The organism is Shinella sp. SUS2 (genome assembly GCF_001262505.1).
Taxonomy (GTDB): domain Bacteria; phylum Pseudomonadota; class Alphaproteobacteria; order Rhizobiales; family Rhizobiaceae; genus Shinella.
Genome location: NZ_KQ410751.1, coordinates 19,108 through 44,465, shown reverse-complemented (window position 1 = coordinate 44,465; position 25,358 = coordinate 19,108). Strand labels below are relative to the sequence as shown.

25 protein-coding genes and 2 pseudogenes are annotated in these 25,358 nt (G+C 60.1%); 7 read left to right on the top strand and 20 right to left on the bottom strand.

Translation table 11 applies throughout. The features are described 5' to 3' along the window. Window positions 1–33: 33 nt before the first annotated feature. Complete coding sequence (tnpB, locus tag AKG11_RS35890; RefSeq protein ID WP_371260164.1) at window positions 34–216, top strand: IS66 family insertion sequence element accessory protein TnpB; 183 nt, start codon at window positions 34–36, stop codon at window positions 214–216. A gap of 59 nt (window positions 217–275) precedes the next feature. Beyond that, a pseudogene (locus AKG11_RS29385) lies at window positions 276–1,403 on the top strand (IS66 family transposase); the annotation flags it as partial. A gap of 70 nt (window positions 1,404–1,473) precedes the next feature. On the opposite strand, the gene istB reads toward AKG11_RS29385, so the two are convergent. Both istB and istA read right to left on the bottom strand, forming a co-directional pair. Further along, window positions 1,474–2,232 carry an IS21-like element helper ATPase IstB gene (gene istB / locus AKG11_RS29380; RefSeq protein ID WP_050746498.1) on the bottom strand — a complete coding sequence of 253 codons (759 nt, stop codon included), beginning with the start codon at window positions 2,230–2,232 and terminating at the stop codon, window positions 1,474–1,476. After that, window positions 2,229–3,725 carry an IS21 family transposase gene (gene istA, locus AKG11_RS29375; protein WP_156334163.1) on the bottom strand — a complete coding sequence of 499 codons (1,497 nt, stop codon included), beginning with the start codon at window positions 3,723–3,725 and terminating at the stop codon, window positions 2,229–2,231. Before istA ends, istB begins: the two co-directional genes overlap by 4 nt. 200 nt (window positions 3,726–3,925) lie before the next feature. Here istA and AKG11_RS29365 point away from each other — a divergent pair. Next, window positions 3,926–5,082 (top strand): annotated as a pseudogene (locus AKG11_RS29365) (IS3 family transposase); the annotation flags it as partial. A 271-nt stretch (window positions 5,083–5,353) separates the two neighbouring features. Here AKG11_RS29365 and AKG11_RS33905 read toward each other — a convergent pair. Further along, window positions 5,354–6,379, bottom strand: a complete 1,026-nt coding sequence (locus AKG11_RS33905) for an RcgR family putative quorum lactone hydrolase (RefSeq protein ID WP_082342782.1) — start codon at window positions 6,377–6,379, stop codon at window positions 5,354–5,356. Beyond that, window positions 6,369–7,979 (bottom strand): RcgA family putative transporter, encoded by a 1,611-nt coding sequence (locus AKG11_RS29360; protein WP_050746496.1) that lies wholly within the window; start codon window positions 7,977–7,979, stop codon window positions 6,369–6,371. The genes AKG11_RS33905 and AKG11_RS29360 overlap by 11 nt, the downstream gene beginning before the upstream one ends. Window positions 7,980–8,213: 234 nt before the next feature. Here AKG11_RS29360 and AKG11_RS29355 point away from each other — a divergent pair, with 234 nt between their 5' ends. Further along, window positions 8,214–8,984, top strand: coding sequence for an SDR family NAD(P)-dependent oxidoreductase (locus AKG11_RS29355; RefSeq protein ID WP_050746495.1), 771 nt, complete (start codon window positions 8,214–8,216; stop codon window positions 8,982–8,984). Window positions 8,985–9,032: 48 nt separating this feature from the next. On the opposite strand, the gene AKG11_RS29350 is transcribed toward AKG11_RS29355, so the two are convergent. From AKG11_RS29350 to AKG11_RS29285, 15 genes are all read right to left on the bottom strand, one after another. Further along, on the bottom strand, window positions 9,033–11,036 hold the full coding sequence (locus AKG11_RS29350; protein ID WP_157255846.1) for a type IV secretory system conjugative DNA transfer family protein: 2,004 nt from the start codon (window positions 11,034–11,036) through the stop codon (window positions 9,033–9,035). Between the two features lie 116 nt (window positions 11,037–11,152). Beyond that, entirely contained in the window at window positions 11,153–12,151 is a 999-nt protein-coding gene (virB11, locus tag AKG11_RS29345; RefSeq protein ID WP_050746493.1) for a P-type DNA transfer ATPase VirB11, read from the bottom strand. Then, on the bottom strand, window positions 12,148–13,569 hold the full coding sequence (gene virB10, locus AKG11_RS29340; protein WP_050746492.1) for a type IV secretion system protein VirB10: 1,422 nt from the start codon (window positions 13,567–13,569) through the stop codon (window positions 12,148–12,150). The genes virB11 and virB10 overlap by 4 nt, the downstream gene beginning before the upstream one ends. Further along, window positions 13,566–14,348 (bottom strand): TrbG/VirB9 family P-type conjugative transfer protein, encoded by a 783-nt coding sequence (locus AKG11_RS29335; RefSeq protein WP_050746491.1) that lies wholly within the window; start codon window positions 14,346–14,348, stop codon window positions 13,566–13,568. The genes virB10 and AKG11_RS29335 overlap by 4 nt, the downstream gene beginning before the upstream one ends. Next, window positions 14,348–15,082 (bottom strand): VirB8 family type IV secretion system protein, encoded by a 735-nt coding sequence (locus tag AKG11_RS29330; RefSeq protein ID WP_050746490.1) that lies wholly within the window; start codon window positions 15,080–15,082, stop codon window positions 14,348–14,350. The genes AKG11_RS29335 and AKG11_RS29330 overlap by 1 nt, the downstream gene beginning before the upstream one ends. Before the next feature lie 154 nt (window positions 15,083–15,236). Further along, entirely contained in the window at window positions 15,237–15,587 is a 351-nt protein-coding gene (locus AKG11_RS29325; RefSeq protein ID WP_156334162.1) for a hypothetical protein, read from the bottom strand. A 37-nt stretch (window positions 15,588–15,624) separates the two neighbouring features. Beyond that, window positions 15,625–15,861, bottom strand: coding sequence for a hypothetical protein (locus tag AKG11_RS29320; RefSeq protein ID WP_053190910.1), 237 nt, complete (start codon window positions 15,859–15,861; stop codon window positions 15,625–15,627). A gap of 55 nt (window positions 15,862–15,916) precedes the next feature. Further along, window positions 15,917–16,936: a TrbL/VirB6 family protein gene (locus AKG11_RS29315; RefSeq protein ID WP_050746487.1), complete on the bottom strand. Its 1,020-nt coding sequence runs from the start codon at window positions 16,934–16,936 to the stop codon at window positions 15,917–15,919. Window positions 16,937–16,940: 4 nt separating this feature from the next. Continuing rightward, window positions 16,941–17,114, bottom strand: a complete 174-nt coding sequence (locus tag AKG11_RS34780) for a hypothetical protein (protein ID WP_156334161.1) — start codon at window positions 17,112–17,114, stop codon at window positions 16,941–16,943. A 6-nt stretch (window positions 17,115–17,120) separates the two neighbouring features. Continuing rightward, window positions 17,121–17,837 carry a type IV secretion system protein gene (locus AKG11_RS29310; protein WP_050746486.1) on the bottom strand — a complete coding sequence of 239 codons (717 nt, stop codon included), beginning with the start codon at window positions 17,835–17,837 and terminating at the stop codon, window positions 17,121–17,123. A gap of 10 nt (window positions 17,838–17,847) precedes the next feature. After that, window positions 17,848–19,011, bottom strand: coding sequence for a transglycosylase SLT domain-containing protein (locus AKG11_RS29305; RefSeq protein WP_050746485.1), 1,164 nt, complete (start codon window positions 19,009–19,011; stop codon window positions 17,848–17,850). Further along, a complete protein-coding gene (locus AKG11_RS29300) occupies window positions 19,004–21,415 on the bottom strand; it encodes a VirB4 family type IV secretion/conjugal transfer ATPase (protein WP_050746484.1) in 2,412 nt (803 codons plus the stop codon). The genes AKG11_RS29305 and AKG11_RS29300 overlap by 8 nt, the downstream gene beginning before the upstream one ends. After that, window positions 21,412–21,702 (bottom strand): VirB3 family type IV secretion system protein, encoded by a 291-nt coding sequence (locus tag AKG11_RS29295; RefSeq protein WP_050746483.1) that lies wholly within the window; start codon window positions 21,700–21,702, stop codon window positions 21,412–21,414. Before AKG11_RS29295 ends, AKG11_RS29300 begins: the two co-directional genes overlap by 4 nt. A 1-nt stretch (window position 21,703) precedes the next feature. Beyond that, window positions 21,704–22,027 (bottom strand): TrbC/VirB2 family type IV secretion system protein, encoded by a 324-nt coding sequence (locus tag AKG11_RS29290; protein WP_050746482.1) that lies wholly within the window; start codon window positions 22,025–22,027, stop codon window positions 21,704–21,706. A 46-nt stretch (window positions 22,028–22,073) separates the two neighbouring features. Next, entirely contained in the window at window positions 22,074–22,634 is a 561-nt protein-coding gene (locus tag AKG11_RS29285; RefSeq protein WP_050746481.1) for a lytic transglycosylase domain-containing protein, read from the bottom strand. A gap of 79 nt (window positions 22,635–22,713) precedes the next feature. Between AKG11_RS29285 and AKG11_RS29280 the strand changes: the two genes are divergently transcribed. After that, window positions 22,714–23,343: a hypothetical protein gene (locus tag AKG11_RS29280; protein WP_050746480.1), complete on the top strand. Its 630-nt coding sequence runs from the start codon at window positions 22,714–22,716 to the stop codon at window positions 23,341–23,343. Further along, complete coding sequence (locus AKG11_RS29275) at window positions 23,333–23,842, top strand: thermonuclease family protein (RefSeq protein ID WP_156334160.1); 510 nt, start codon at window positions 23,333–23,335, stop codon at window positions 23,840–23,842. The genes AKG11_RS29280 and AKG11_RS29275 overlap by 11 nt, the downstream gene beginning before the upstream one ends. On the opposite strand, the gene AKG11_RS34775 is transcribed toward AKG11_RS29275, so the two are convergent. Next, window positions 23,789–24,049 carry a hypothetical protein gene (locus tag AKG11_RS34775; RefSeq protein ID WP_156334159.1) on the bottom strand — a complete coding sequence of 87 codons (261 nt, stop codon included), beginning with the start codon at window positions 24,047–24,049 and terminating at the stop codon, window positions 23,789–23,791. The genes AKG11_RS29275 and AKG11_RS34775 overlap by 54 nt on opposite strands. Window positions 24,050–24,504: 455 nt before the next feature. Between AKG11_RS34775 and AKG11_RS34770 the strand changes: the two genes are divergently transcribed. Then, window positions 24,505–25,311: a hypothetical protein gene (locus AKG11_RS34770; RefSeq protein ID WP_156334158.1), complete on the top strand. Its 807-nt coding sequence runs from the start codon at window positions 24,505–24,507 to the stop codon at window positions 25,309–25,311. Window positions 25,312–25,358 lie beyond the last annotated feature (47 nt).

The window sequence follows — 25,358 nt, the reverse complement described above, 5'->3', positions numbered from 1 at the left end:
GAAACGGGTGCATGACCCGCACTAACTGCTGACCTGCGCTGGTCGGGGCTGCATTCTCAGATGAGGTACAAGCGGCTTGAAGCCGGAAAGTTCATCTGGCCGGTCAGTCAAAATGGCTCCGCCGTGCCAGTGTCGGCGGCGCAACTCGGCTATCTCCTGGAAGGGATCGACTGGCGCAATCCACGCTGGACGCAGCGGCCTTCCAAGGCAGGCTAATCGACTGCATTCCTCTGTTTTTGTTGGGCTTTCAGCATGGTGCATGGTAGCTTTCGGCCATGGATGATGCTGCTTCGGAGATATCCAGACTGCGTGCCGCGCTAGCGGCATCGGAAGCGCGTGCTGCCTCCGCCGAGGCCGATCTCGCGCAGGTGCGCGCCGTCGTGACGACGTCCGAGGCGATGATCCGACACCTCAAGCTCGAGATCGCCAAAATGCGCCGCGAGCAGTATGGCCAGAGCTCCGAACGCCGCGCCCGGCTGATCGACCAGATGGAATTGCAGCTCGAAGAACTTGAGGCCGACGCCACCGAGGACGAGATCGCGGCGGAACGCGTGGCAGCGAAGATCACGAATGTCTCCGCCTTCGAACGCCGCCGGCCGGCCCGCAAGCCGTTTCCCGCGCACCTACCGCGCGAGCGCTTGATCATCGAAGCTCCGTCGACCTGCACCTGCTGCGGCTCGGACCGGATCGTGAAGATGGGCGAAGACGTCACCGAGACGCTGGAGGCGATCCCGCGCCAGTGGAAGGTGATCCAGACGGTTCGCGAGAAGTTCACCTGCCGGGATTGCGAGAAGATCAGCCAGTCACCGGCACCCTTCCATGCCACGCCGCGCGGATGGGCGGGGCCGAACCTGCTGGCGACGATCCTGTTCGAGAAGTTCGGCCAACATCAGCCATTGAACCGCCAGGCCGAGCGCTACGCCAGGGAAGGCGTCGATCTCAGCCTCTCCACTTTGGCCGATCAGGTCGGGGCTTGCGCGACGGCGCTGCAGCCGATCCATGATCTGATCCGCGCCCATGTTCTGGCAGCCGTTCGCCTGCATGGCGACGATACCACCGTGCCGCTTCTGGCGCGGGGTGCAACGCGGCAGGCACGATTATGGACTTACGTCCGCGACGACCGCCCCTTCGCGGGCGGCGCGCCTCCCGCGGCACTCTTCCACTTCTCACCCGATCGCGAGAAGACCCATCCAAACAGGCATCTCGTGGGGTGGCATGGCACTCTCCAGGCCGATGCCTATGGTGGCTACAACGACCTCTACCGTGCGGACCGCGGCCCTGCGCCGGTCAAGAGCGCACTCTGCTGGAGCCATGCCAGGCGCAAGTTCTTCGAACTGGCTGTCAACGGCGGAGTAAAAACCGGCCACGGGGCGGAGCAAAAGTCGGCCACTGTGGCGCCGGCCTGAGACCGCCGGGAGGGCATAGCCCGAGCGGGGGTCTCAGGCCGGCGCGGCGATTTTTTTCAGGAGCGTTTCAGCCGGCCTTTCGGGCGCGACTTTGTGCGAGACGATAGCTGTCGCCGTTCATCTCGAGGATGTTGACGTGGTGGGTGATGCGATCGAGCAGCGCGCCGGTGAGACGTTCGGATCCCAGTGTTTCCGTCCATTCATCGAAGGGCAAATTGCTGGTGATCAGGGTGGCACCGTGCTCATAGCGTTGCGAGATCAGCTCGAACAGCAATTCCGCCCCGGTCTTCGACAACGGCACAAAACCCAGCTCGTCGATGATGAGCAGCTTGTAGGCTGCCATCTGCTTCTGGAACCGAAGCAGACGCCGCTCATCACGCGCCTCCATCATCTCGCTGACCAGGGCCGCCGCCGTCGTGAAGCCGACGGACAGGCCCTTCTGGCAGGCGGCCAGGCCGAGGCCGAGAGCGACATGCGTCTTTCCCGTGCCGCTCGGGCCCAGCGCAATGACGTTCTCGCGGCGCTCGATCCATTCGCAACGGGAAAGCTCTAGCACCTGCATCTTGTTCAGCTTGGGGATGGCTGTGAAGTCGAAGCTGTCGAGGCTTTTGACGACCGGGAATTTGGCCGCCTTGATCCGACGTTCGACCTTGCGGCGGTCCCGTTCGATCATTTCCCGTTCGGCAAGCCGGAACAGGTAGCCGACGTGATCGACGCCTTCGGTGGCGCATAGCCGAGCCAGCTTCTGGTGCTCGCGCTGGAAGGTCGGCAGCTTGAGGGTTTTGAGATAGTGGCCAAGCAGGATCTCTGGCGCGTCGCTGCTCATGCCGCTTCTCCCGCATCAGACGACAGGAGGCGCATATACGCCTTTGCAGACGTCTTCTCGACCGTCGCCCTCGGCAGGTAGGGATAGATCGCCAGGTCCAGTCGTGGTGGCCGGCGCTCGACCCGGCACAGGATCAGATGCTTGACCGCATCGAAGCCGATCGCGCCGAGTTGAATGGCCTGCTTAACGGCCGCATGCAGGTCGGCAAGGTCGAAGCTTTCCAGCAGGCGCAGAACCTGCACGTATTCCCGCCGCCCATGCTTGGCCATGCGGCCTTCCATCAGCCGGCGCAGCGTCGCGAACTCGTCTGGCAGATCCCAGCCCTGCAACGGAGCCGCCTGATCCAGGGAGTTGATCTTCTGCTCGATCAGCGGCAGGTAATGAATGGGATCGAAGACGACGTCTTCCCGTTCCCAGCATCGCGGATGACGCGCGATGATCTCGCCGCGACAGCCGATCACCACCTGATCGACATAGCCCCGGACCCAGACGTCCTGATGGCCGTAGGCGACCGGTACGGAATAGTCGTTGGTCTTGTAGCGGACGAGCGACTGGGCTGTCACAACAGCGCTGGCTTGGTCGCAGGCATCAAACGGCGACGCCGGCAAGGGACGCATGGCCGCAAGATCGCGCTGCAGCCGTTCGCCAATCGTCTCGCTCTCGCCCCGCAGCTTGTCGCGCTGGCGTTTGCGGCACTGCTCTTCCAGAAAAGCATTGAACGCATCCCATGTCGGGAATTGTGGGATCGGTACCATGAAGTTGCGACGGGCATAGCCCACGAGACCCTCGACATTCCCTTTATCGTTGCCCTTTCCCGGACGGCCGTAGCGATCCCGGATCAGGTAGTGGGACAGGAAGCCGCTGAACAGCGCTGCCCGCTTGCGTATTCCGTCGGGCAGGATCTTGGCGACAAGGCAACGGTCATTGTCATAGACGATCGACTGCGGCACGGCCCCGAAGAACGCAAAGGCGTGGACATGACCATCCACCCAGGCTTCGGCCACTGCCGCAGGATAGGCACGCACATAGCATCCGTCGCTATGAGGAAGATCCAGCACAAAGAAGCGTGCCTTCTGCTCGATACCGCCGATTACCACCGTCGCTTCGCCGAAATCGGCCTGCGCATGGCCCGGTGGATGCGACAGCGGCACGAACACCTCCTGGCGGCGTTGATCCCGCTCGCGCATATAATCCTTGATGATCGTGTAGCCGCCGGTGAAGCCGCACTCGTCACGAAGCCGGTCGAAAACCCGTTTGGCAGTATGCCGCTGCTTGCGCGGCATCACCATGTCAGCTTCCAGCCACTGCTCGATCGTCGAAACGAATGCATCCAGCTTCGGACGACGGATCGGCGAACGTCGCTGATAGCCAGGCGGTGTCGAATACGACAGCATCTTGGCCACGCTGTCGCGCGATACGTTGAAATGCTTAGCTGCCTGACGCTGCGTCATCCCTTCGGAAACAGCCAGGCGAACCCTCAAATAAAGTTCCACGGTGTAGATCCCCTGTCCCTCCTGCGTTCATTGCAGAAAGGAAATAGGTGGCCGGATTTTACTCCGCCCGCGGCTGGACTATTCCGCCGCTACCGTGGCCGACTTTTCCACCGCCGCTCTCAGAATTCCTCGAGGCGGGCAAGAAACGTCTTGCGGGCGATACCGCCCGTTCGGCGACCAGTGACGAAGTGAAGGCACTNGAATTCCTCGAGGCGGGCAAGAAACGTCTTGCGGGCGATACCGCCCGTTCGGCGACCAGTGACGAAGTGAAGGCACTTCGTCGTGAAAGCCGCGACTTGAAGGAGGCTCTGGCCGACCTCACCCTGGAAAACCGCATGCTCAAAAAAAGCATGATCGCGGATGGGGGCGACGACGAATGAGATACCCCGCCACCGAGAAGCTTGAGATCATCCGGCTTGTAGAGCAGTCGCATCTGTCGGTCAGGCAGACCCTCGACAAGCTCGGCATTCCCAGGCCGACCTTTTATCGATGGTATGACAGGTTCCTGACCCACGGCGTCGAAGGGCTGGAAGACCGGGCTTCCGCGCCGTCACGGGTGTGGAACCGCATCCCCGATGATATCAGGGATCGCATCATCGCACTCGCGCTCGATCATGCCGATCTGTCGCCGCGCGAGTTGGCGGTGAGGTTCACCGACACGGAAAGCTATTTCGTGTCAGAGGCTTCGGTCTATCGCCTGCTGAAAGCACACGACCTGATCACCTCGCCAGCCTATATCGTCATCAAGGCCAATGACGAGTTCAAGGACAAGACCACGCACCCAAACGAGATGTGGCAGACCGATTTCACCTATCTGAAGGTCATCGGCTGGGGATGGTTCTATCTCTCCACCATTCTCGATGACTTCTCGCGCTACATCGTCGCCTGGAAGCTGTGCACGACTATGAAAGTCGATGATGTCACAGACACGCTCGACTTGGCACTGGCTGCCTCAGGTTGCAACAGCGTCAAGGTCGAACACCGGCCGCGCCTGCTGTCGGATAACGGGCCGTGTTACGTTGCCTCCGATCTCGGTGAGTGGCTGGAAAAATACAAGATCGATCAGGTCCATGGCGCGCCTGGCCATCCGCAAACGCAAGGCAAGATCGAACGCTGGCACCAGACGCTCAAGAACCGCATCCTGCTCGAAAACTACTTCTTTCAGGAAGACCTCGAAGCCCAGATCGCGGCCTTCGTCGAACATTACAATCATCGCCGATACCACGAGAGCCTCGACAATCTCACCCCGGCCGACGTCTACTTCGGGCGCGGCCAGTCCATCCTGCTCGAACGTGAAAGGATCAAACGAGACACCATCAGACAGCGCCGCTTGAACCATCACGCCAAAGCGGCTTAAATCAACCCGCAAACCGAGCCGGAAACTCCGCTCTTCCAAAGCCCGAAAAGTCTCAGTTCATTTGACGACGGACANTAAATCAACCCGCAAACCGAGCCGGAAACTCCGCTCTTCCAAAGCCCGAAAAGTCTCAGTTCATTTGACGACGGACAAGCAGGCAACATACGCTGATGCCGGCCGGAGGGGGCATCACCCCATCAGTTTAATACCGTACGCTCTCGGCCATCTCGACATTGCGTCATGTGGGTACTTTAGGCGTCAAACACCAGATTTAACTTCCATGGTTGGATTGGTCTGCACAGGAAAGAAACCGTTTCAAGCTCAAGCCTGCTATTAAAATGTAAGGCGGTGTGGCGAGAGAATAGTGACCACAGTTCAATTGCAAGACACGTGGTCTTGCGCCAGCGGCGGCCAGCCTCTTGATGAATCTCTCCGATAACACTGGGAGAACCACTTTGTCTCTCTTAGCCAGCACAACCTGGAGATGGAGATCAGGTCGTGCCAAGCGATCCGCGTAATTCTCCATGTTAAGTGGTCCCCAAGCTCTCCTGAGATCAGAGAGCTCAATATCAGGCTCAAGGCCATGTCGTATCGGTCGCGTGGCGCGACCGGTCCAAACCATATCTGCTAAACTCCCTGCCGTTAGAAATAACGAGGCTTTGGAGACCGTCGTGTCGTGCGCTGCAACAAGTCCTGCAACCCAGGAGCCCAGGCTCATACCTAGAACTGAGATTTTTCTATAGCCTTCATTCTTCAACCAACGAATGAGTTTTCGACCGTCCCATACCGCCTGCCGTACAGATTGGATTGTTCGGCCGAGATTCGCGCTGAGCATATAATCGGCGTAGGAGGAACCTGGCCGACTGCGTTCAAAGTGATATGGCATAGCAATCTCAATAACTGTAATGCCGCGCCGCGAAAAAAACTTGGCAATCTGACTATTCCGTGTGCTTGCATTCCAATGGTGGAATACCACTAAAGCATGATCGAGCGATCCACTTTCGGTGAGCTTCGCCGACACGAAATTATTTTCGTCAATGTCAGTCGAGATGTCCGAGGGAAATGTGATCCACATGTCTTTCCTCTGAAAACCTTGGCTGCATCCGTTCGGCTCATCGAAGAAAGCGCGATCAGCAACGGCCTGGTCCGCCAGAAAGCAAAATTCGTTGATGTCTCGTACTCCGCTCGCGAGTGAAAAGGCGCGCTCCGCATCAAGCGTGAAGATCGCGGTTTCCTTTCCGACCTCACCACGCTGCGCGCGCTGTTCATCCCAGTGATCTAGCCAATTAAGGAGCATTCGGAATCGGTCCTTTCTCACTCGCCCGTTCTCGACCGAATCCCGGATCAAATAGGCCGTAAAGCGCGAAAATCACTCCCAAGCCCAAAAGTATCGAGAAGCCAGTAAAAGCCCCGGTAAACAAGTAGCCCGCAACGAGAAGCGCGATGATCGTCGCCATCTTCCACAAGGTTATATCAGACCAGTTTGCGAGGCCGAGCCGGATCAGTCCAAACAAAAACACAATGCAGGTTGATGTCACGACCAGAAGGCTGCTGTAGTGTGTCGGCGTTCTATAGCCGATTGTATCGTTGATGCTGCTACGTCCTTGAATTGCGGATGACATGTCGTTGATCAGCCACGCCGCGATGTTCTTTTCGGTCGATGTCAGGTACGAGCTCTGACCTTTCATGCATATGCCGACCAATACCCCCAAAATGGTACACCGAAAAATTGTGCGTATCACCACCTGACCGACCTCGTTTAAGTCGGATTGCTGATTGCCCATTGCCTCATCTTCCAAGCTCCTTCCAATTCGCCAACAATCGTGCGCGATAGTATAAAGCAGAATCAAGCCGGCAAAGAAAATGTAGAAGGAAATTGCCATGTAAAGGTAGGCGGAAGCGGTGAATAATACCTCTTCTGGCACTGATATTACGTCAGGACGGACGATCGCCAATTTCCCCCAATCTATGGCATATTCGCCGTTGCCATTCATAAGCGGGATCAAACACACTTCGATCCACTGAGACAATCCAGCGAACAAGATGCAAACGAGGAACACCGCCCTGTAAGTAGCGGAGGAGCTTTCTACATTGCTCATCCAGGCACGGTGGCCTTCCATCGGGTCTTTGTGCTTTGCGAGCTTTGTGCGTCCCTTGACCTTCCAAAAGACCAGAAGTTCGGTCACTAGTAAGAAGAATAGGGGGAGGAGGACCATGAAGACGAATGTCCAATTCGGGGCCCAAAGAAACCCGATCTGCTTAACAACGCCATCCGACCGATCATAAGTCGCGCTGTGGATCCCTGTGACATAAGACAAAAATCCAAGAGCGGTAGCGCCTGCGAACACCGAAGCTGGTAGGTTTAAAGAGAATTCGCAACTAAAAAGCGCTTCCGATCTTGTCGCCAGACTTAAGCGCCGGACTCTCCGCGTGGCACCAATATCCTTTACCAGCTCCGCGGAGGATGATGTGGTAGAAGCGGCTGCGGTCGGCGGCATTTCTGGCCCTGCTGCAAGCACGTTCGTTCCCGCCTTCCTGCCCTCGCGCCTCTTGGTCGTTAATCGGGCTTGGGCTTTGCTCAACTCCACCTGCCATTCACCGGTTGCTACCGGATCATCGCACCCAAAAATCCTTGCCAACCAACGAATGTTGGCGGAGCTAATTCCCTTGTCATTTTCCTGGAACCATAGCTGAACGGTGCGCAGATCGACACCAATCTTGTTGGCGTCAATCTGCGAGATCGCCTCTGCAAGCAGCTCCGGCGTCCATGGCCCAGCTGGAAATCCATCGTTTTCTATAGGCCGTCCCGCGCCCGCTGCGGCCAAGCGCTTGAACGTTTCCTTAAAATCACTGCCATCGTTCGGCGGAGGGAGAAAAAACTTTCCGTTGTTCAGCAAAGGCTTACCGCCTCATTTTTCGTTTCGTTTCGCTCGACTTCGTATTCTGTCGTGCCTTCGTGCCTAAATAGAGGCCTGTTTCCCCGCCGACAGGTGGCCATGGTTTCGTTGGTTGTGTTCGGTCGAGCCTCGTCAGTTCGACGGGGTCCTGAAATTGGGGCGCGGTTCGGACTTGGCGGGCGTTTGTATTTTCTCTTGGTTCAGAGCGTTTGCGGAAATCCGGGAAGGAGTCATATGTTGGAGCGATATTCAGATAGGCCTTTGCAGGGACAGACCGTGCTAGTCACGGGGGCATCGGGTGGCATAGGGGCAGCTATTGTGGAGCGCCTTGCCCTGGAGGGGGCGCGGCCGATTATCCACTATTGCCACGATGTGGCTGCGGCGGAGGCCCTGTTGTCCCGTATCGGCGGACACGGCTTTGTTGTGCAAGCGGATCTATCTGATGCGGAGGGATCGTGCGAACTTTGGCGGGAAGCCGTTGCTTTTGCAGGGCGTATTCACAGCGTTGTCAACAATGCGGGTATCGTTACCGAAATTTCGATAGAGAGCTCGGCTGCGGCATGGAAGACTGCGTGGCAGAAGGAATTCCAACTCAATCTCTTTGCAGCGGCCGATCTTTGCAGGGAGGCGATTCGGCATTTTCTAACCGAAGGTGGTGGGCGCATCGTCAATATGGCCAGCCAAGCCGGTCAGCGTGGCTCCGCCGCCGATATCCTACCTCATGGCGCGACCAAAGCCGCATTGATCAATCTCACCAAATCGATCGCCAGCAGTTTCGGTCGGGAAGGTGTTATGGCAGTGTCCATCGCTCCGGGTTTAGTCCGCACGGAGATGGCGGAGAAGTATATCGCTCATGACGAGGAAGAGACTGTGGATACCATACCAATAGGGGATATGACCGAGCCAGCTGAAATCGCTGAGCTTGTCGCCTTTGTGCTGCGCTACTCGCAGGAATCGCTGAACGGTGCCACGCTCGACGTCAACGGCGGTAGCTATATTCGCTAGTCCGTGACGGCGACAGGATTTCGTTCTGCAGACCGTGTGACAACAGGCTCAGTCGTCGACCAGCGCGGACGTGATTTCCTTTTGGACCTTCTTGATCGCTCTCTTTCTCGCGGGGGAGTTATAGAATATTTTCAAGATCTTCTCGATCGATTGTTCGGCCTCGGCTTTTCGCTGGACGCTTGCTTTCAGCGCCGACTTGAAATCTGGATTATCACCTGATGTGGACGCTTCGCTATTCTGCCGGGCGCCCTGCATTCGATCGGCTATGTGCGTCGTTTCATGAGCTTGCTCGGCCTGCAGCAGGCTCGACGGCATCATAATGGCGACTGAGGAATTCGCAGCAAATTTCGCTCCTGGTATCGAGTTGATCTTGGAAGCGCTGGAGGGGACCGCCATGATTTCCGAGCGCTCAATACCGGCATTGGCTAGCCCATCAATCGCCGCTTTGCTCGATGGCACCCGAATTTGCAGCCATGCCCGCTTCAGAAGGTCCTTGTCGGCATAATAGAAGTTCCGGAGGCCAAAGATCGGCTGCTGATTGCGCAGCTTGATGATGCAGCGGGTCTCGTTCATCGCGCCCAACTCATCCGGCCGCATGAGAGGGCGCATCGTGGTCTTGTGTGACATCGTCGCGCCCTTGCGGTCAAACAGCGTCACGCCGGTCGAGACCGCCTTGTCGACCGTCACTTCCTTGCGCTCGCCGAGCAACTGCGACACGTATCGCTGATCCTCGGGATCCTGTGCGCCAAGGAAGATCTGAGCACGGGCAGAGTTGACGAGGATCTGCCGCCCTTCGCGTGTATAGACGTTGTCGATCGATCGCAGGGACTGCACAAAAAACCAGCAGGGAACGCCATAACCGCCAAGGACGGTGGCGACGGTCAGTGCGTTTTCGAGCTTGCCCAGGTTCTGGAATTCGTCGAGCAGGACCAGCACGCGCCGCTCGTCCCGTTTCATCAGGTTGCGCGACATGTAGTCCATGAACTGGACCATCAGCACGTTGAAGATCGGCCCGATCGAGGCGATCTGCTGGATACGGAAGTCCAGATAGAGGCTCATATTCTCGCGGCGCATCGCCCGGATGTCGAAGGTCGACCGTGCCGTCGCGCGCAGGATGCGATTATTCTTGAATGGCCGAACGGCCGCGGCGAGGGAGCCATAAACGCCATCGAACTGCTTGCTGGCCATGACGGCGAAGCGGGCAAGGGTGGTGTAGGTGAAGGAGCTGATCCAGGTGGCGCGAAGCTCAGGGTTGGCGACCTCCTCCAGCCATTCCCGCAGCGGTCGATCGCCGCCCTCGACGACATTGAGGACCGTGCCGAGGTTTTTGTCCTTGTCGAAAATATCGGGGTTCTCCAATACCCAGGAGGTGAGGCCGGCGAACAGGGCGCGAGCGTCGGAGATCCAGTAGGCATCGCCCTTGGGCGTCGGCAGCAGTGCCGTCGCGATCGAGTTGATGTCGATGTCGCGCTGATCGGGATCGATCGCGACAAAATCGAGCGGGTTATAGCATTCGGTGTCACCGTTTTCGTCGGCCGGCGAGAAACGCAGGACGCGGGAGAATTTCGAACGAAAGCCGGCCGTCGCCTCATAGGTCTCGCCACGCATGTCGAGCACGACAATGCTGTCCGGCCAGAGCAGGCAATTCGGCACGATCAGCGAGGCGCCCTTGCCCGACCGGGGCGGGCCGATAACGAAGCCGCCGACGTCATCGCCGTCGATCCAGAGCTTCTTGCCGCCAAACAGCATCGGCTTGAGAAATCGCCGCCGGCCGGAGCCGCGCTGGGTGAAGCCGCCCGGAACCTTGATCAGGCTGCCGCCGATCCGACCGACGAACACGCCACCGGTGCGCGTGAGACCGAGGGCGCGGGCTTCCAGCGGGCTGAGAAATCGGGCATCCGTGGATTTCTTCTTGCCGGTCATGGCCGCGACGAGCATGGCGCCGCCGGCGAGCAGACCGGCCGCGGCCGCGATCGCCGGCCGGTGCCAGTCGCCGGCGGCGAGATCGAGCCGCGCCGCGCGATACGACGCCAGCATATCGTCCTGCAGCACCTGGAACATCCAGGGCGAATTGTCGAAGGCATAATAGAGGCCGGCATAGGCGAGGGACGCGACGAATGCGGCCGCAGCCGCAGCGATAACCAGCCCGAACAGCAGGATCGCCGGGTTCATAGCGTGTCTCCCTTGGTGAAGACGACTTCTGACACGACGCGCCGGCCGTCCGGAAGGCGCGCGAGCTGGACGACGACAGGGATAACCTCCTTCAGGTAGTCGATGATCTCCTGCTTCTCGAGCGCGACGCCGCTCTGCATAACCATCAGCGCCAGGCGGTCATAGGCCGAACGTGCCGAGTTGGCGTGGACCGTCGTCAACGAGCCGGGGTGGCCGGTATTGATCGCCTGCAGGAAGGAAAACGCTTCGGCGCCGCGCAGCTCGCCCAGCATCAACCGATCCGGCCGCATGCGCAGCGAGGCTTCCAGCAATTCCTGCGGCGTCACCTTGGCGCGACCCTGGTCGCCCTTCGAGGCAAGCAGCGCGACTGTGTTCGGGGTGATCGGCTTCAGCTCGCGTGTGTCCTCGATGGTGATGATGCGTTCCTCGTCCGGCACTTCTTTCAGGAGCGCGTTGAGAAACGTGGTCTTGCCGGTCGACGTGCCGCCGGAGACGGCGATCGACACCCGCGATCGCACCGCAGTCCGAAGAAACAGCATGGCGTCGACATCGCCCTGCATCATGGCGGCAAGTTCCTCCTCGGCCGCTGAAAGCATGAGCTGCCGACCAACCTTTGTATGCTCGAACGTGCCACGGCTCTTGTAGACATCCAGGCCGATGTCATGGATGACCTGCTTACGGATCGAGATCGCGCCACCATCGGGGGCGGCCGGCGGCAGGACGCACTGGAATCGTTCGCCGGTCGGGAGGGACGCCGACAGGATCGGATGCTCTTCGTTGACGACCTGGTTGGTGGAGCCGGCGACGCGCTCGCTCAGCGTCCGTATCCATTCGGCGGAAAATTGAGCATCGACCACGCGTTCCATGCCGCCGACGCCAAGGCGCTCGACGAACAGCTCGCCGGGGCGATTGACCGAGATTTCGGAGACGCGCTCATCCGAAAGAAGCGGCCTCAGCCGCTCCAGCGCTTTGTCGAGAAACGGAAACTGCTTCATTTGTACACCGGGGCCACCGGATAATAGGGCGTCGGATCGACATTGCGGCGGATTTGCCCGCCACGCTTCAGCCGCATCATTTCCTGCCGGACCGGGTCGGCGTAGAAGGCGGAGAAATCGAGGTCGCGCCGCAGATAGACGATGATCGACTCCCCTTGGGCGACATAAATGGTCGGTGGGATCTTGGAGCTTTCCTTGAACGCCTCGTTGGCAATGTCCTGGAGGATGGCGGACGACTTCTCTGCGGCGATCGAGCGGGCTTCGGCGGCCGTGCGGCTCGGCTCGGTGGTGATTGTCGTGACCGCACCGGTGATCGGATCGACCGTCGAGATCGAGCGGGCGCTTTCCGTCGCGGTATCGCCGAGCGCGGCAACATATTCCGCCGCGCCGCCGATCACCGACAGCATGATCGCGGAGCCGAAGCGCTCCCAGAAATGCGTGTCGATCTCGCCGGTCAGCCCGGCGCGGCCGAGCCGATCTGCGCCCGGCGAGGCGATCTCGGCGGAAAGGCCATCGGAGCGGATGACCCGCGACCAGACGACGAAGATGCGCTTCTGCCCGCGCGCCAGCCCGGACTTGTATTCCCCGATGAGGCGGGAGCCCTTCGGAATGAGGATGCGCGCGCCATCGAGCGAACGGACGTCCTCGCGCACGATCGCGCGCACCATGCCGGGCAGGTCCGTATTGATCGCCGTCTCCAGGAATCCTCGGATCATCGTGCCCTGGGCGACGAGTGCGTCGGTCCGGTCGAACCGTGTTGCCTTGACGATGCCGGCGGTCTGCTTTTCCGACTGGGCAAGAAACGCCTTGTTGGCATCGCTTTCCGCGCCCGGCACGGCGACGAGCTGGCCGTCATCGGCGATCGTCACCGACTGATCGCCGGCCGCCAGGCTCTCGCGGCCGGAACCATCGACGATGATCTGTTCCGAGCGTAGCCGTTCCCAGCGCGCCTTCTCTTCATCTTCCAGGCGCTTTGCCTCTAGCGCGGCAAGCCTCGCGTCCTCTTCGGCACGCCGGCGTGCCTCTTCCGCCCGAAGCCGGTCTTCCTCCGCGCGGCGACGTTCCTCTTCAATCTGGCGCAGCTTTTCCAGATCGTCGCCCTGATTGACGGTGACGTCGACCGTCGCGGAGTCCACCGGCTTCTTTTCCTCGACCGGAATTTGCACAAGGTTTGGATCGGCCGCCTGTTTTACAGGCTCGTCAGGGAAATCGCGGATGCTGGAGTTCGAGGTTTCGAAGGTTTCGCCGGTGCCTTCGGTCAGGTTGGCGGTTTGCGGGCCGCCTGGCCAGTTGACATAGGCGAGCACGCCAGCGCCGACGAGAAGCAGCACGGGGAGGGCGAGCTTTCCAAGACGGCCGTTGCGGTCGCTGGCGACGCTGCTTTGCCCGTCGAGATGGTCGAAATCGATCTTGCTCATCGCTGGCGCTCCTCTTTGCTGCCGAGGCGCTTCGGTCCATAGGCGTCCTCGATGAGATCGAAGGATTGGCGATTGGCCTGCCGGTTATAAAGGCAAAGCCACTTGTCGCCGGCGCGCAGCGTGAACTGTGCCGCTATCTTGTCGACCACCACGTATTTGCCCTGGGTGCGCAGGTTGACGAGCGATTCCTGGCGCTTGCCCTCGACGACGAAGATGGCGGGGATTTCATCGGGAAACTCCAGATACATATGCGTGCCGTCGTCGAAGGCGACGCGGGGCTTCAGGCTGGTGTCGCCCTTGAACACATAATCGTAGTTCAGGCGGCTCGGATCGAGATCCTTGAGCAGCGGATCCTTGGCACTCTCCTGCGCGGCGGCCAGGAGCCGGGCATTGACATCCTCGTCTGGATATTTGAACCGCACCTGGAACGCAGCGCGCAGGTCGACCGCAGCCGATCCCTTCAGCAGCAGGGCATAGACGCGCTGGTTGGTGACGATGTTGACGTTAGTCTCGGCGTTTTCGCGCAGCGGCTTTACGAACAGGATGCCGGAGCCCTTTTTGGGGACAATCGACCAGCTGGCCGTGTCGCCGGCCGAGATCGTCTCGATCACCTCGGAGCTACCGAGCTGGATCATCGTCGAGACGCCGAGTCCCGTCGGTACGGTGACGACGGAATTGTTGTTGAAGGTGATGTAGCGGATGCGCGGATCGGCTGCTGTGGATGTGGACGCCGTGGCAAAGAGCGCCAGCGCTGCGAGGGCGAGGGTTTCTTTCCGCATCAGCGCCCTGCCTTGTCTGCCGGCAGCACCTCTGGCAACGATTCCTGGTCGCGCCTGTATTCCACGACCTGGAAGCCAAGCGGATTGTCGAAGCGATATTCGTTCTTGAGCGGAGCCGTCGTATAACGGAAGCGGACCACCGAGACCCAGTGCTCGCGCCGCAGGGTGTTGTCGCGCCGCGTTTCCGTGGAGAAGCGGACGGTCGCGGTGGAGGAGTTGAGGAACGAGACGGATTTGATTGTGACGGCGATGCGCGTGGTGCGGCCGAGTAGCTTGTCCTTCGACTGCGGGTTCGACGGCTCGAATTCATGCCGCAGGTCCGACGAAGCCCGGCCGGTCGAATAGAGCTGGGCGAGATCGTAATTGTCCTTCAGCGCCTGAGGATCATAGGTCTCGCGCGCCCGGATATAGCGCACGATGTTGGCGGTCTTGATCGCGTCGTTTTCGGAAAGCTTGCTCTCGTTCAGGGACCGGGCAACCTCGACGAAACCCGTCGTCTTGTCGGCGATCACCACCACGGCCTCGAATTGCTTGAGCGGAACGAGGAGATTGAGCGCCGAAAGGCTGAGCAGTGTAGAAATGCCCGCGACCGTCGCGACGGTCCAGGCGATTTTCCGGGAACGACGCTCCTTGCGATACAACTCCGCCTCCCACAAGGCGCCGGCTTTCCAGTAGGCAGTGAGATCGATCGGCGGAGTTTCGGGTGTATGTTCGGCTGGCTCTGCGTTGCTCATTTGACTTCCGATAAACCGCTAATCCTGCGGAGTTAAATATAGTTTATTAGGCAGGCCGAGCGATCACCTCTGTCGGCCAAATCGGTGCTGAGGTCAGGGCTGGTTTGCCTGGATTCGTGGAGCTTTCAGCTCCGTAGTGCAGTCGTCCGAAGACCTAGCTGCACCGCTTCATCAGCGTTTTCTTCGACACCGTATTGGAGAAGTAGAAGGAGCGATCGTCCTTCACCTCGACGCGCACCGTGTCGCGCTCGCCGTCGGATTCATCGGACCCGGCCTCGACCCACAGCACGTCGAGAACATAGGATCCGCCGTCCTGTTTGACGGAAAGAACCTTGCCGGCGGTCTTGTTCGCACCGATTCCCTTGTCCTCGATATAGATGAACGCTGCGGCCGCGGCTTCGCAGCCACCTTCGACCGGTGCATATGCGCCGGTCAACACAGGCAGGATCGAGCTTGGCGATTGTGACCATGCCGTGCCGGGGACAAGCAAGGCGAGCGCAATCATCGTCGAGGCAATGTTCCTCATTACTAGCCCTCCGCGATCAAAAGCCGAACACGGCGGCGAGGCTATGAGCGTATCCGGCCAGCGTGTTGTAGAGATCGATGCAATACTCGGCGAAGGGCTTGAAGAAGATAAAAGCGACCATGAACACCAGATAGCCGAAGCCGCCGCCTTTCTTGGATTCGGCGCGATCGTTCTCTGCCATCTCTTCGTTGAGACGGTTTTGCGCGTCCATGGCGGCGAAGCGCCGACGGTCATCTTGCCAGGGGTGATCCACGGCCATTCTCCTTCGGATAAACTATAGTTACCAAGAATGAGCATGAGAGACTACCTCAAAGTTGCCCGTTCTTTTCGGTTTCTCGCTGGATTGCGCGGGCGCGGGCTGCCTGAACATCCGACGATGTGCGGCGACGGCCAAGGCCGGCACGCAGGATCCCAGCGCGTCCGGTAATCTGGCGTCCGGCATAAGCAGAAGAGCGTCGCCCGCCGATGAAGGCGGAATCGCCTTGCCCTAGCACACTGCCGCCGACGATGGATGCCGCAAAGGACGGGATGAACCGGAACACGACGATCCCGAGCAGGCAGACGATCACGAACGGCGCGACATAGGAGAGCTTGCTTTCCGTCGCGGTGTTGTTGGCCGTGTTGATGGCCAGCTCGATGAGTTGGTACAAGAAGGCGAGAAACGCCATCATCAACGTCTGCGTCACCATCAGATTGACCATCAATAACAGCCAGCCGTCGGTGAAGCGGAAGGTCCAGCGATAGAGGGCGAGGATTATGAACACCGGCGCCAATGCCAGCGTGATGAACAACATCAGCTTGGCGGCGAGGATCGCGGCCGCCGCCACGGCGATGAAGATCATGGCGACCACAAAGACGATCGCACCGATGAGAGCGCCGACATATTCGAAGGTGCCGGTCGCCACCTGCTCGTAAATCTTACCAGCGGTCTCGAACACTGCGTCGAGGATCTTCACGACGCCCGTCGTGTCGCCCGTCCCGCCATCGAGCGCACCACCAGAACCCGCGATCGACTCGATGATCGTGTCGGAAATCAGGTTTGGCACCTCCTGCACGAGCTTATATATCGTGGCCGAGAATGCCCCCCAGTTCGTCGCCATATAGTAGATGAAGAAAGCCCGGCCCAGGCGCCACGCCGCCTCCGGGATCGAGAAGCCATCGCGGCCGGCGAGGATCATGTAGCCCCACCAGAGGACATAAAGTGTCAGCATCGACCCGAATAGGACATTCACCTGCAGCGCGAGGCCGTCATAGGCGTTCTTGATGAACGTCTCGCCGATGGCGTCGAGCTTGGAAAAAATGTCCGAGATGATCGTGGTCGCCGCCATCCGTCTATTCCTTCAGGACAGGCGCGAAGACGTCGTTGACCGGCATGGCCGGACCGCACAGGTCATCGGCCTCGGCATATCTCGAGATCGGCGGGCAGGGAGCTTTCTTCTCGCCTTTCGTCTGGCAACCGCCAAGCAGCGCGAGACCGGAGAGCATGATGGCAACGGGCAATCGCATGCGGCCTCACTTGAACGGGTTGACGTCTTTGTATTGCAGCATCTTGGCGGTCTCCGACTGCTGGGTCAGCCGCATCTGCATCTCGGTGTTCAGCGCGGAGACCGCGCCGTTGGAAACGCCGATCAGCTCGTTGATGGTGCGCGCCGTCTCTAGCTGGATCCGGGTATTGGCATCGACCGATCCCTTCACGTCCTCGGCCGAGCCGATCTGGCCGGTCGCCGACTGAAGCGATTGCTCGCGCTGCGACACACCCTTGGACGCCTGCTGCGTCAGCGCCGAGAGCAGCGCCACCGTGTTGACCGCGCCGGAAAAGGCATTGTTCATCGCACCGGCATCCTCGCCGTCGATGATCGCCTTGACCTGCTTGACCAGTTGAAGGCCGTTGATCAGCGTCGCGGCGATATTCTGCGCATCGGAGCCGAGGCCGCCGAAAGACAGCGTGCCGCCGTTCATGATCGACGAGAAGGACGGTGCGGCCGAGACCGACATATTGCCGCCGAGGCCGGTCGAAGAAATCCCCATCGAGCCGTCGCGACTGCCGGAGAGCGCGCCGAGGATCTCCTTGGTCTTTTCGAGGATGTTGGTGTTGGTTTTCATGATCTCGCCGGTGTTCTCGGCATTCTTCTTGGCGATGGCGAGATTGGTGTTGTCGATCACCGGAATATCGGCGAGCGCCGGCGTCGAGAAGGCGAGGGCGGCGGAGACGATGAGCAGCTTATTCATGGGAACCCCCTTATTCGGCCGCGTTGGCGGCGTTCTGGATGGAAAGAAGATTGTTGCCGATCGCGCCATCCGAGCCTTCGGACGACAGGACCGAGGTTTCGGCATCGGCGGCCGCGACCGTGGCGCAGCGCGGCCAGTCCTCACGCGGCACCTTCATCTGTTCGAGAATGACCGGATCGCAGCTGTAGGGATTGACCTTGGTGTCGGATTTGAGGGTCTTGGCCGTCTCGGACGTTTTCGACAGGTTCATCTGCATGCGCGCCTGAAGTAGTTCGTTGAACAGGTTGCGGGCCGTGATCAGGTTGTTCAGCAGTTCGGCGTTGACGGCGCGGGCCTGCGTGTTGTCGTCCCAGGCATCCTGGTAGATCTCCGACGCGCCGACCGACGCCGACAGCGCATCGATGCGGCGGCCCGCCTCCTGGACGCCTGCGGTGCTTGCGTCGATCCCCGAAACGGCACGGTCGACCGCGCCCGCCGCCGCGCTGTTGGAACTGCGGGTCGCTCCGGAACCGTAATCGACATAGGATTTATAGGACGGCGAGGAGATGTCCTCGATGTTCGAGGCGCCGGCGAATGAATTAAACCAGCCATGGTTCCGGCCGACCTTGCCGGCCCAATTCTTCTGCTCCGCCGCCGTCGAGCCGTTGTACCAAGAGGCAAGGCAGGCATAATCGGTGCTGCCGCACTTGTTGACGCCCATGCCGAGGTATTTGACGCCGCCCTCGATGTTCTCCTCGTTGATGTCGCGGTCGAAGCCCATGCCCTTGCCGGTCCGCTTGGTCAGCTGCATCACGCCCTTGACGCCGGTCGGCGAGCCCGAGCAGGTCGAGATGCCGGATTCTGTATGCGCCACCGACAAGGCGAGGCCGACCGGCACATTGTACTTTTCCGCGTAATGCTTGATCAATTCGACGTTCTTGGCGTCCTCTTTCACCGCCTGCGCCGGCGAACGGTAGAGACGGCGGTTCTTTTCCTTCTGGGAGATGTTGCAGTTCGTCACCGTTTGCTCTTCGAGCTGGTCGGATTGTGTTTCGGTGTCCTGCTTGGAATGTCCTTCATCCTCCGCCCGCTTTTCCTTCACATCGTCGTCGATGACCGGAATGTCGGCGAATGCCGCTGGCGCCGGTGCGGTGACGAGCGCGGCAGAAAGCAGCAGCAGGATCGTTCTACGCATCGGCCGCCTCCGGAATGGTCCAGCCACAGAAATGAGGGAGCCACGCGGCCGGCTCGTCGCCATAGGTCTCGCGCAGCGTCTGGCACTCGCGCACCGTCTCCGGCCGCCCGGACAAGACCTTCACCAGGTCGGGCATCGCCGATAGATCGAGCCGCGCGATCACCGAGTCCTGGGCGTGCTTGATGAGGAAGGTGCGGCTCGTCTTGTCTGCCTGCTTCACGAAGCGGAATTCCTTTTCCGACAGGCCGAACGCCTTGCGGTAGCTCTCCTCGTCGGCCGACGCATTCGGGAAGAAGATGTTGGTCATCGTCTGTTCGATGATCGTGTTGCGCAGGTCGGAACGCACCACGTCGGCGGCCGACTGTGTGCCGAAGCCGACTATGCCGTTCATCTTGCGGATCGTCTTCAGCCAATCCTTGATGAAGCCGGAGAAGACCTCGTCATCGAGCAGGCGCCAGCCTTCGTCGAGGAAGATCATCGAGGGGCGGCCGTCGAGGATCTCCTGAATACGATGGAACATATAGAGGAGCGCCGCCGAGCGCGTGCGCTTGTCGGACAGGATCTCAGTCATGTCGAAGCCGATCACCGAGCCGGCAAAATCCAGCCTGTCGGTCGGGTTGTTGAACAGCCAGCCCTTGTCGCCCGTCGTCCATTCCTTCAGCCGGTCGGCGAGATCGCCAATGCCGGATCGCATCCTGCCGCGAAGCGCTTCCGCCAGCATGTCGAGACGCCGCTGTGGTCGTTCGAAATCGGTGTAGATGCTGTCGACCGCATCGGAGATGACCGCCATCTCCTCGGCATTCAGCACCCGGTCCGACGGTGTGACAAGATAAGAGACCAGCGTCTTGCCGAAGCTGCGGTTGGCGGGCGTGTCTTCAAGCTGCAGCGGCGCAAAGCCGGTCGGCTCGCCCGGCGAAAGTCGCTCATAACGCCCGCCCATAGCGCGCACGAAGATCTCGCCACCGCGATCCTTGTCGATGAAGACGCAGCGCGGCCGCGGGTTAACGCGCATGCCCTGGGCGAGAAGGAAGGAAAGCGCCACCGTCTTGCCCGAGCCGGTCGGGCCGATGACGGTGAAGTTGCCGACATCTGCCTCATGGAAATTGAAGAAATAGGCGGTCTGGCTGGTAGTCTCCAGCAGCGAGATCGGCAGGCCCCAATGGACCTTTTGCGTCTGCCCGGACGGAAAATTGTGCGCGGAGAAGAGGCCGGCGAAGTTGACCGACGAGATTAACCCCTGCCGGGCAATGTAGGAAAAGTTGGTCGGCAGTTGCGCCCACCAGGCCGCTTCCTGATTGAGGTCTTCGCGCACGGCGACCACACCCATGCGCGCCAGCTCCGCCGTGACGTCTGCGACGGCGCGGTTGAGCCGCGGCAGGTCGCGCTCAAGCACCGCCACCGTCATGTGATGTTTGCCGAACACCACTTCGCCCGAGGCCAGCCGGTCGCGCGCCGTTTCGATATCGTCTTCGACCGCCGTGCCGCCATCGTCGGAATTCGAAATCTGCCGGCTGATCGTGGCGATCGCCTCGGTGACCGTGGTGCGGTCCTCCGGGGCGAAGGAATGTGTGACGACGAACTCGTAAGGAAGGCGCAGCAGTCCGTCGAGCTGGCCGGGCGTCGTCATCGGCGGATATTCCTTGATCGACACCATGGCGGCGACCTTGGAGGTCGCGCCGTCGGCGGACCAGATTTCCGTTGCCTTGCGGCCGAACATGATCCGGCCGGTCCCGACGTAATCGGCCAGTGACATGCGGGGGAGGGGCATCGTCCGCTCATCGCCCGCGGCGAGGATCTTGGCGAAGAACTCGGCCGGTTCGGAATAGAGGCCACCATCGCGGGTGACGCAGGAAAGGACTTCCGGGCGGTAGGAGCGGAAATCGCCGACAATGCCGGACACCATGTCCTTTAGGTCGCGTAGCGCTTCACCTCGCGCTTCGACCTCGTTGTCCGCCATGCGGAAGACGTCGAACATGCGATCGACCTTGCCGGCGCGGCCGGTCATCGGCCGGCGAATGACGGTCAGGTACAGTTCGTTGACGAACATCGTCCGGTGCTGCAGCCCATCCATGTAGCGGGCATTCAACTCGTCGGCGAAGGGGTTGTCGAAACCGCCGTCGATTGCCGGCTTGATCTGTCGGCGGATGATGGTGGCGTAGAGCGCGAAACGTGACGATCCGAGCGAGCGGACCGTCATGTTGCGGTTGGCGAGGCGGGCATTGATTTCCGCCTGATCCATCGTCTGGTAGGGCAGGCCGGAGAGCCGGATGACCTGCAACAGCAGGCCGGACTTGGTGACGATCGTTTCTTCGTCGACATGGCGGAGATAGGGAACATGCGTGCCGATCCCAAGATCGCGGGCGCGTTCCCGCCCGAACTTCAGGTCGTGATTGACGATATTCATGGGGCGTAGCTCCCCGCTTTCCAGAAGCGTCGGTTACGGATCGCCCGGCGCATCGACAGGAAAACCTGCGCCACGCGGACGATGTGGATGTCCCGCTGGCAGAGGTACAGCCCGATGAAATGGACGGGCAGGACGACCAGCGGCGCCAGGAAACTCGACGACGCGATGAAGACGACGATCCCGAAAATCCCGTTCACCACGAACACGATGATATCGACCCCGAAATACATCGGCGGCCGGGTCAGCGGCTGGATGAGCGGTTCGACATCGGGAGCGTCGTCACGCATGTCAGACACCCCCGGCTGTCTTCATGGCGTCGACCAGTTCGGCGGCGCCGAAGATGATGGCGATGCCGATGACGATGGAGATCGCGCCCTGCCAGGCCATGCGGCCGGTCAGGAACAGGAAGCCGAGGAAGCAGACGGCGATGATCGCGAGCGAGCGCGCGACATTGCCCTGCAGCACACCGACGAACCATTCTAGAATGCCTTCGACCGGCGCGGCCGACTGCGCATAGGCCAATTCAGGGACCAGCGCGGCAGAGGTCGCCAGCAGGGCCAGCGATAAGAGGGCCTTACCGCGCGGACGCTGCGGGATCGTGGGAATGCTCATTTGAATGTCCTTCTGATTTTGGGAGGATGTGGTTGGGGGACCAGCTCTAATCGGCGGTCCAGACGTGTTGGTCGCGCCAGGGGGAGGGCGCGAGCGCCACCGTCTCCTTGCGGGCATCGCTATTCCCGCGGCGCTTTTCCTCGGCCGCCGATGCCTTGGCGTTCAGCGTCCAGCGGTTCATCACCTTGACGATGTACTGGGCTGTCTCGTTGAACTCGGGGATGCCCCCCTTCTGGTAGACGCGCTCCGGACCGGCATTGTAGGCGGCCAACATCAGCAGGGGATCGTCGAACTCGCCATAGAGCTTCTTGAGGTAGCGGACGCCGGCGCGAATGTTCGATTCCGGATCGCAGCGGTCGGTGACGCCATAGTCGGAGGCGGTCTCGGGCATCAGCTGCATGATACCGACGGCGCCGGCGTCTGAGACCTGGTGCCTGCCGCCGGAACTCTCGACATCAACCACCGCGAGCGCCAGGTCGGGGTCCAGTTCTTCCTCTGTGGCGATGGTCCGCACCAGTTCCAGCACCCGGTCGCTATCGACAGAACCGCACGCTTGCGCGGTCGTAGCCGACGTCGAGAGGAGGAGAAAAATCAGGGTGGTTTTCAATTCGTTTATCCGGGTTGTCGCATCGAATAGTAAACTATAGTTAATTCGTATGGGATTCCTCTGTCAATTCGGAAATGGCATGGCTGCTATGCGACAACAACTCAAAGTAATCGGATTCGCCCTCATATCCCTCACGGGAGACGCCGCCACAGTCACCATGGCGCAGGGCGAAAATCCCTACGGGGAACCGCCTCCGGAATACCTCCGCCAATTTGTGGAGCAGGGGACGAAGGCATTCGTGCTGGAGCGTTTCGACGCCGATGGAAACCTGGTGGCGAGGTCGATCGAGAAGCTGAATGGGAGTGTCGAGATCGACGGCCCGGTCGAGCGAAGCATAGCGGGGCAAAGGATCAGTTTGCGTGGGCTGACCGCCTGCCCAACCGAAAACGTCGTTTATAATCGCGTGCAGACATGGCGTTGCACCGACGCGGCGCGCGACTACGCCGAGACGGTCTATAACAGGCGTGCCAAGGTCATTCTCTGCAAGACCCTGGTGCTGACCCCGGCTGAAAACGAGACGACCCCGGCGTCATGCTTCGTTCTCGTTGGTGGCGAAGGGGAGCCCTTCAAGACGGTCAATGACGATGACAGCATGGTGTTTCTCGGACTGGCGTCCATCGGACGAACACAGGACGGGCGCAGCCGTCGGCCTGACCTCGAAGCGTCGCAATCTCTCTCACGATCGATGGGGTTCCAGAATGCGGATTGAATTTTCGATGGTCATCGCCATGTTGGTCGCGTCCACAGCCGTTGCGCAGGACAAGGCCATTTCATTTCCGTCTGACGTAAGCTTTGAGACTGGCGATACCTGGGCTTACGAAGGCCGAAAATACAGGGTTTTCGGCGTTCAGGCATGTCTGCGCGGCACGACTTTTCGTTCCTCTGATGGTGACGAGGTCGACTGCGGGATGCGTTCGATCGCATCGATAGCAGCGCTGTTCTCGACGGGTTCGATCGGTTGTCAGCCTGTCGGCAACGCCAAGGATGGCGCCACGTTCGTCGTCTGCGCAGCCGAGATCGATGAGATGACGGTCGATGTCGGAACGGCGCTCATATCGTCGGGCGGGGCATTTGCGGCCGTGTTCCCTTCTGGCGCGCCGGTATCGGCATCCTACGCGATCGCGGAGAAAGCCGCCAAAGACAGCCGCGCCGGCCTATGGGCGGGGCGCTTCGTTCATCCCGTCTCCCTGCTTCTGGGCGAGCAATGACCAGACCTCCGAAAGATCGATGTGAAGGCATTCCGTAATCATGGCGACTTCCCGCAGGGTCATGAGCTGCCATGCGCCTTCCTGCAGAAGCTCCAATCGCTCTTCAGCAATGCCGGTCAGTTCGGCAAATTCATGAGGTTTGGTGTCGCGGCGCCTTAATTCGTCTGCGAGGAATTGCACAAGCTCTACAGCACTTTCACTGGCCATTTGCGGTCATCCTTTCCGGTCACCGGCACGACGGTTTCGCGTCGTTGTGGTGCGGGTTTGCTTTGCCTGCATGCGCGCTCGCCAGTGCGAAGTCGGGCAAGGCGATGTCGGAACGGACGGGTGTGATTCCCCCGGCCGAATGTCTCGCTCAACCTTTCCACGAGTGAAAAGCGGCGTTTTCGCGGCAGCCGCTGATTATGTTTGTCCGGCGAGTAAATTATAATTAACTTGGTGACTCGCCTTGTGGGCGAATGAGCCAGGGAGGTTTCATGCCGTAGACAAAATAAAACCCGCCTCGGAGAGACGGGTTCAGTGACACACGGAGATGTGCGCAAAAGTCTTATAGCCAATGATTTTTTCGCACATTGATGAGGCCGCTGCAAGTTAATTCTTGCCACGAATACGTGCGTCCTGCGTCCTGGATTTCTCTCCGCTGACCACAACGAGGAGAGAAAATGCTTGTTGCATCACCAGCGGCCTACGGGCCGAACCTATTGTCGCGCCTACTCGCCGCGCGCACCCTCCAGCAGATTGACGACTGCGCGAAATCCGCCTGGATACTGAATGGGGAGGGGCTCGTAGACGACCGCGAGATGGCATATCTAGCCCCGGTCATCGAGCATCAGCGGCGCGCGATCCGCGCGCAACCTTGGCGTCTGGGCGATCCGATTGGTCATCTAAGACCGACGACGGCCAAGCCGGTTCACCGACGCCCGTCAATTCCCGCAGACAGGCGAGCTGCATCCTGGGTGCGCCGCCGCTCGCTCGCCAAAAACTGCATCATCCCGACTTGCATCGCCGGAAGGTTGACAATCAGCAAGCTTGCCGTGCTTTCGGTCATTGCCCGAGCGGTGATGGACCGTGGAAGATCGAATATGTCTCTCCCTGAGATCGCCGCACGCGCTGGCGTCGGATGCACAACAGCGCGGTATGCCATTCGGGATGCCTTGCGAATGGGGCTGATCAGCGTGTCCGAGAACCGGATCAACGGATTTTGGAGCCGCCCCAACACGATCAGGATCGTCTGTGGTCGTTGGCTTCGATGGCTGAAGGAGCATGCAGGGTTTTCGCCACGGAGAAAATCGGACGACGGAATTGCTGTCGATTGCGTCGGCACCCCCCTCAGAAATCTGATCCCCACGATTGAAATTATTTCATTCTCGCTGCGAGGCGCGGTTCATCATCGATGGGGAGCGCGTGCAAATGTGCCTTACTGGCGCGGGGATACATGCCTTGATAGGGGAGTGAGGGCTTTGGAATAGCATTGCGCTGGTTTCACGGAACCTCTGGTCATCGAACTTCCGGCTAG

Coding starts and splice junctions, on each gene's coding strand:
- istB (WP_050746498.1), bottom strand. CDS start 2,232: ATGAGCAGCGACGCGCCAGAGATCCTGCTTGGCCACTATCTCAAAACC.
- AKG11_RS33905 (WP_082342782.1), bottom strand. CDS start 6,379: ATGCTCCTTAATTGGCTAGATCACTGGGATGAACAGCGCGCGCAGCGT.
- AKG11_RS29355 (WP_050746495.1), top strand. CDS start 8,214: ATGTTGGAGCGATATTCAGATAGGCCTTTGCAGGGACAGACCGTGCTA.
- virB11 (WP_050746493.1), bottom strand. CDS start 12,151: ATGAAGCAGTTTCCGTTTCTCGACAAAGCGCTGGAGCGGCTGAGGCCG.
- virB10 (WP_050746492.1), bottom strand. CDS start 13,569: ATGAGCAAGATCGATTTCGACCATCTCGACGGGCAAAGCAGCGTCGCC.
- AKG11_RS29335 (WP_050746491.1), bottom strand. CDS start 14,348: ATGCGGAAAGAAACCCTCGCCCTCGCAGCGCTGGCGCTCTTTGCCACG.
- AKG11_RS29330 (WP_050746490.1), bottom strand. CDS start 15,082: ATGAGCAACGCAGAGCCAGCCGAACATACACCCGAAACTCCGCCGATC.
- AKG11_RS29325 (WP_156334162.1), bottom strand. CDS start 15,587: ATGATTGCGCTCGCCTTGCTTGTCCCCGGCACGGCATGGTCACAATCG.
- AKG11_RS29315 (WP_050746487.1), bottom strand. CDS start 16,936: ATGGCGGCGACCACGATCATCTCGGACATTTTTTCCAAGCTCGACGCC.
- AKG11_RS34780 (WP_156334161.1), bottom strand. CDS start 17,114: ATGCGATTGCCCGTTGCCATCATGCTCTCCGGTCTCGCGCTGCTTGGC.
- AKG11_RS29310 (WP_050746486.1), bottom strand. CDS start 17,837: ATGAATAAGCTGCTCATCGTCTCCGCCGCCCTCGCCTTCTCGACGCCG.
- AKG11_RS29305 (WP_050746485.1), bottom strand. CDS start 19,011: ATGCGTAGAACGATCCTGCTGCTGCTTTCTGCCGCGCTCGTCACCGCA.
- AKG11_RS29300 (WP_050746484.1), bottom strand. CDS start 21,415: ATGAATATCGTCAATCACGACCTGAAGTTCGGGCGGGAACGCGCCCGC.
- AKG11_RS29295 (WP_050746483.1), bottom strand. CDS start 21,702: ATGCGTGACGACGCTCCCGATGTCGAACCGCTCATCCAGCCGCTGACC.
- AKG11_RS29290 (WP_050746482.1), bottom strand. CDS start 22,027: ATGAGCATTCCCACGATCCCGCAGCGTCCGCGCGGTAAGGCCCTCTTA.
- AKG11_RS29280 (WP_050746480.1), top strand. CDS start 22,714: ATGGCTGCTATGCGACAACAACTCAAAGTAATCGGATTCGCCCTCATA.
- AKG11_RS29275 (WP_156334160.1), top strand. CDS start 23,333: ATGCGGATTGAATTTTCGATGGTCATCGCCATGTTGGTCGCGTCCACA.
- AKG11_RS34775 (WP_156334159.1), bottom strand. CDS start 24,049: ATGGCCAGTGAAAGTGCTGTAGAGCTTGTGCAATTCCTCGCAGACGAA.
- AKG11_RS34770 (WP_156334158.1), top strand. CDS start 24,505: ATGCTTGTTGCATCACCAGCGGCCTACGGGCCGAACCTATTGTCGCGC.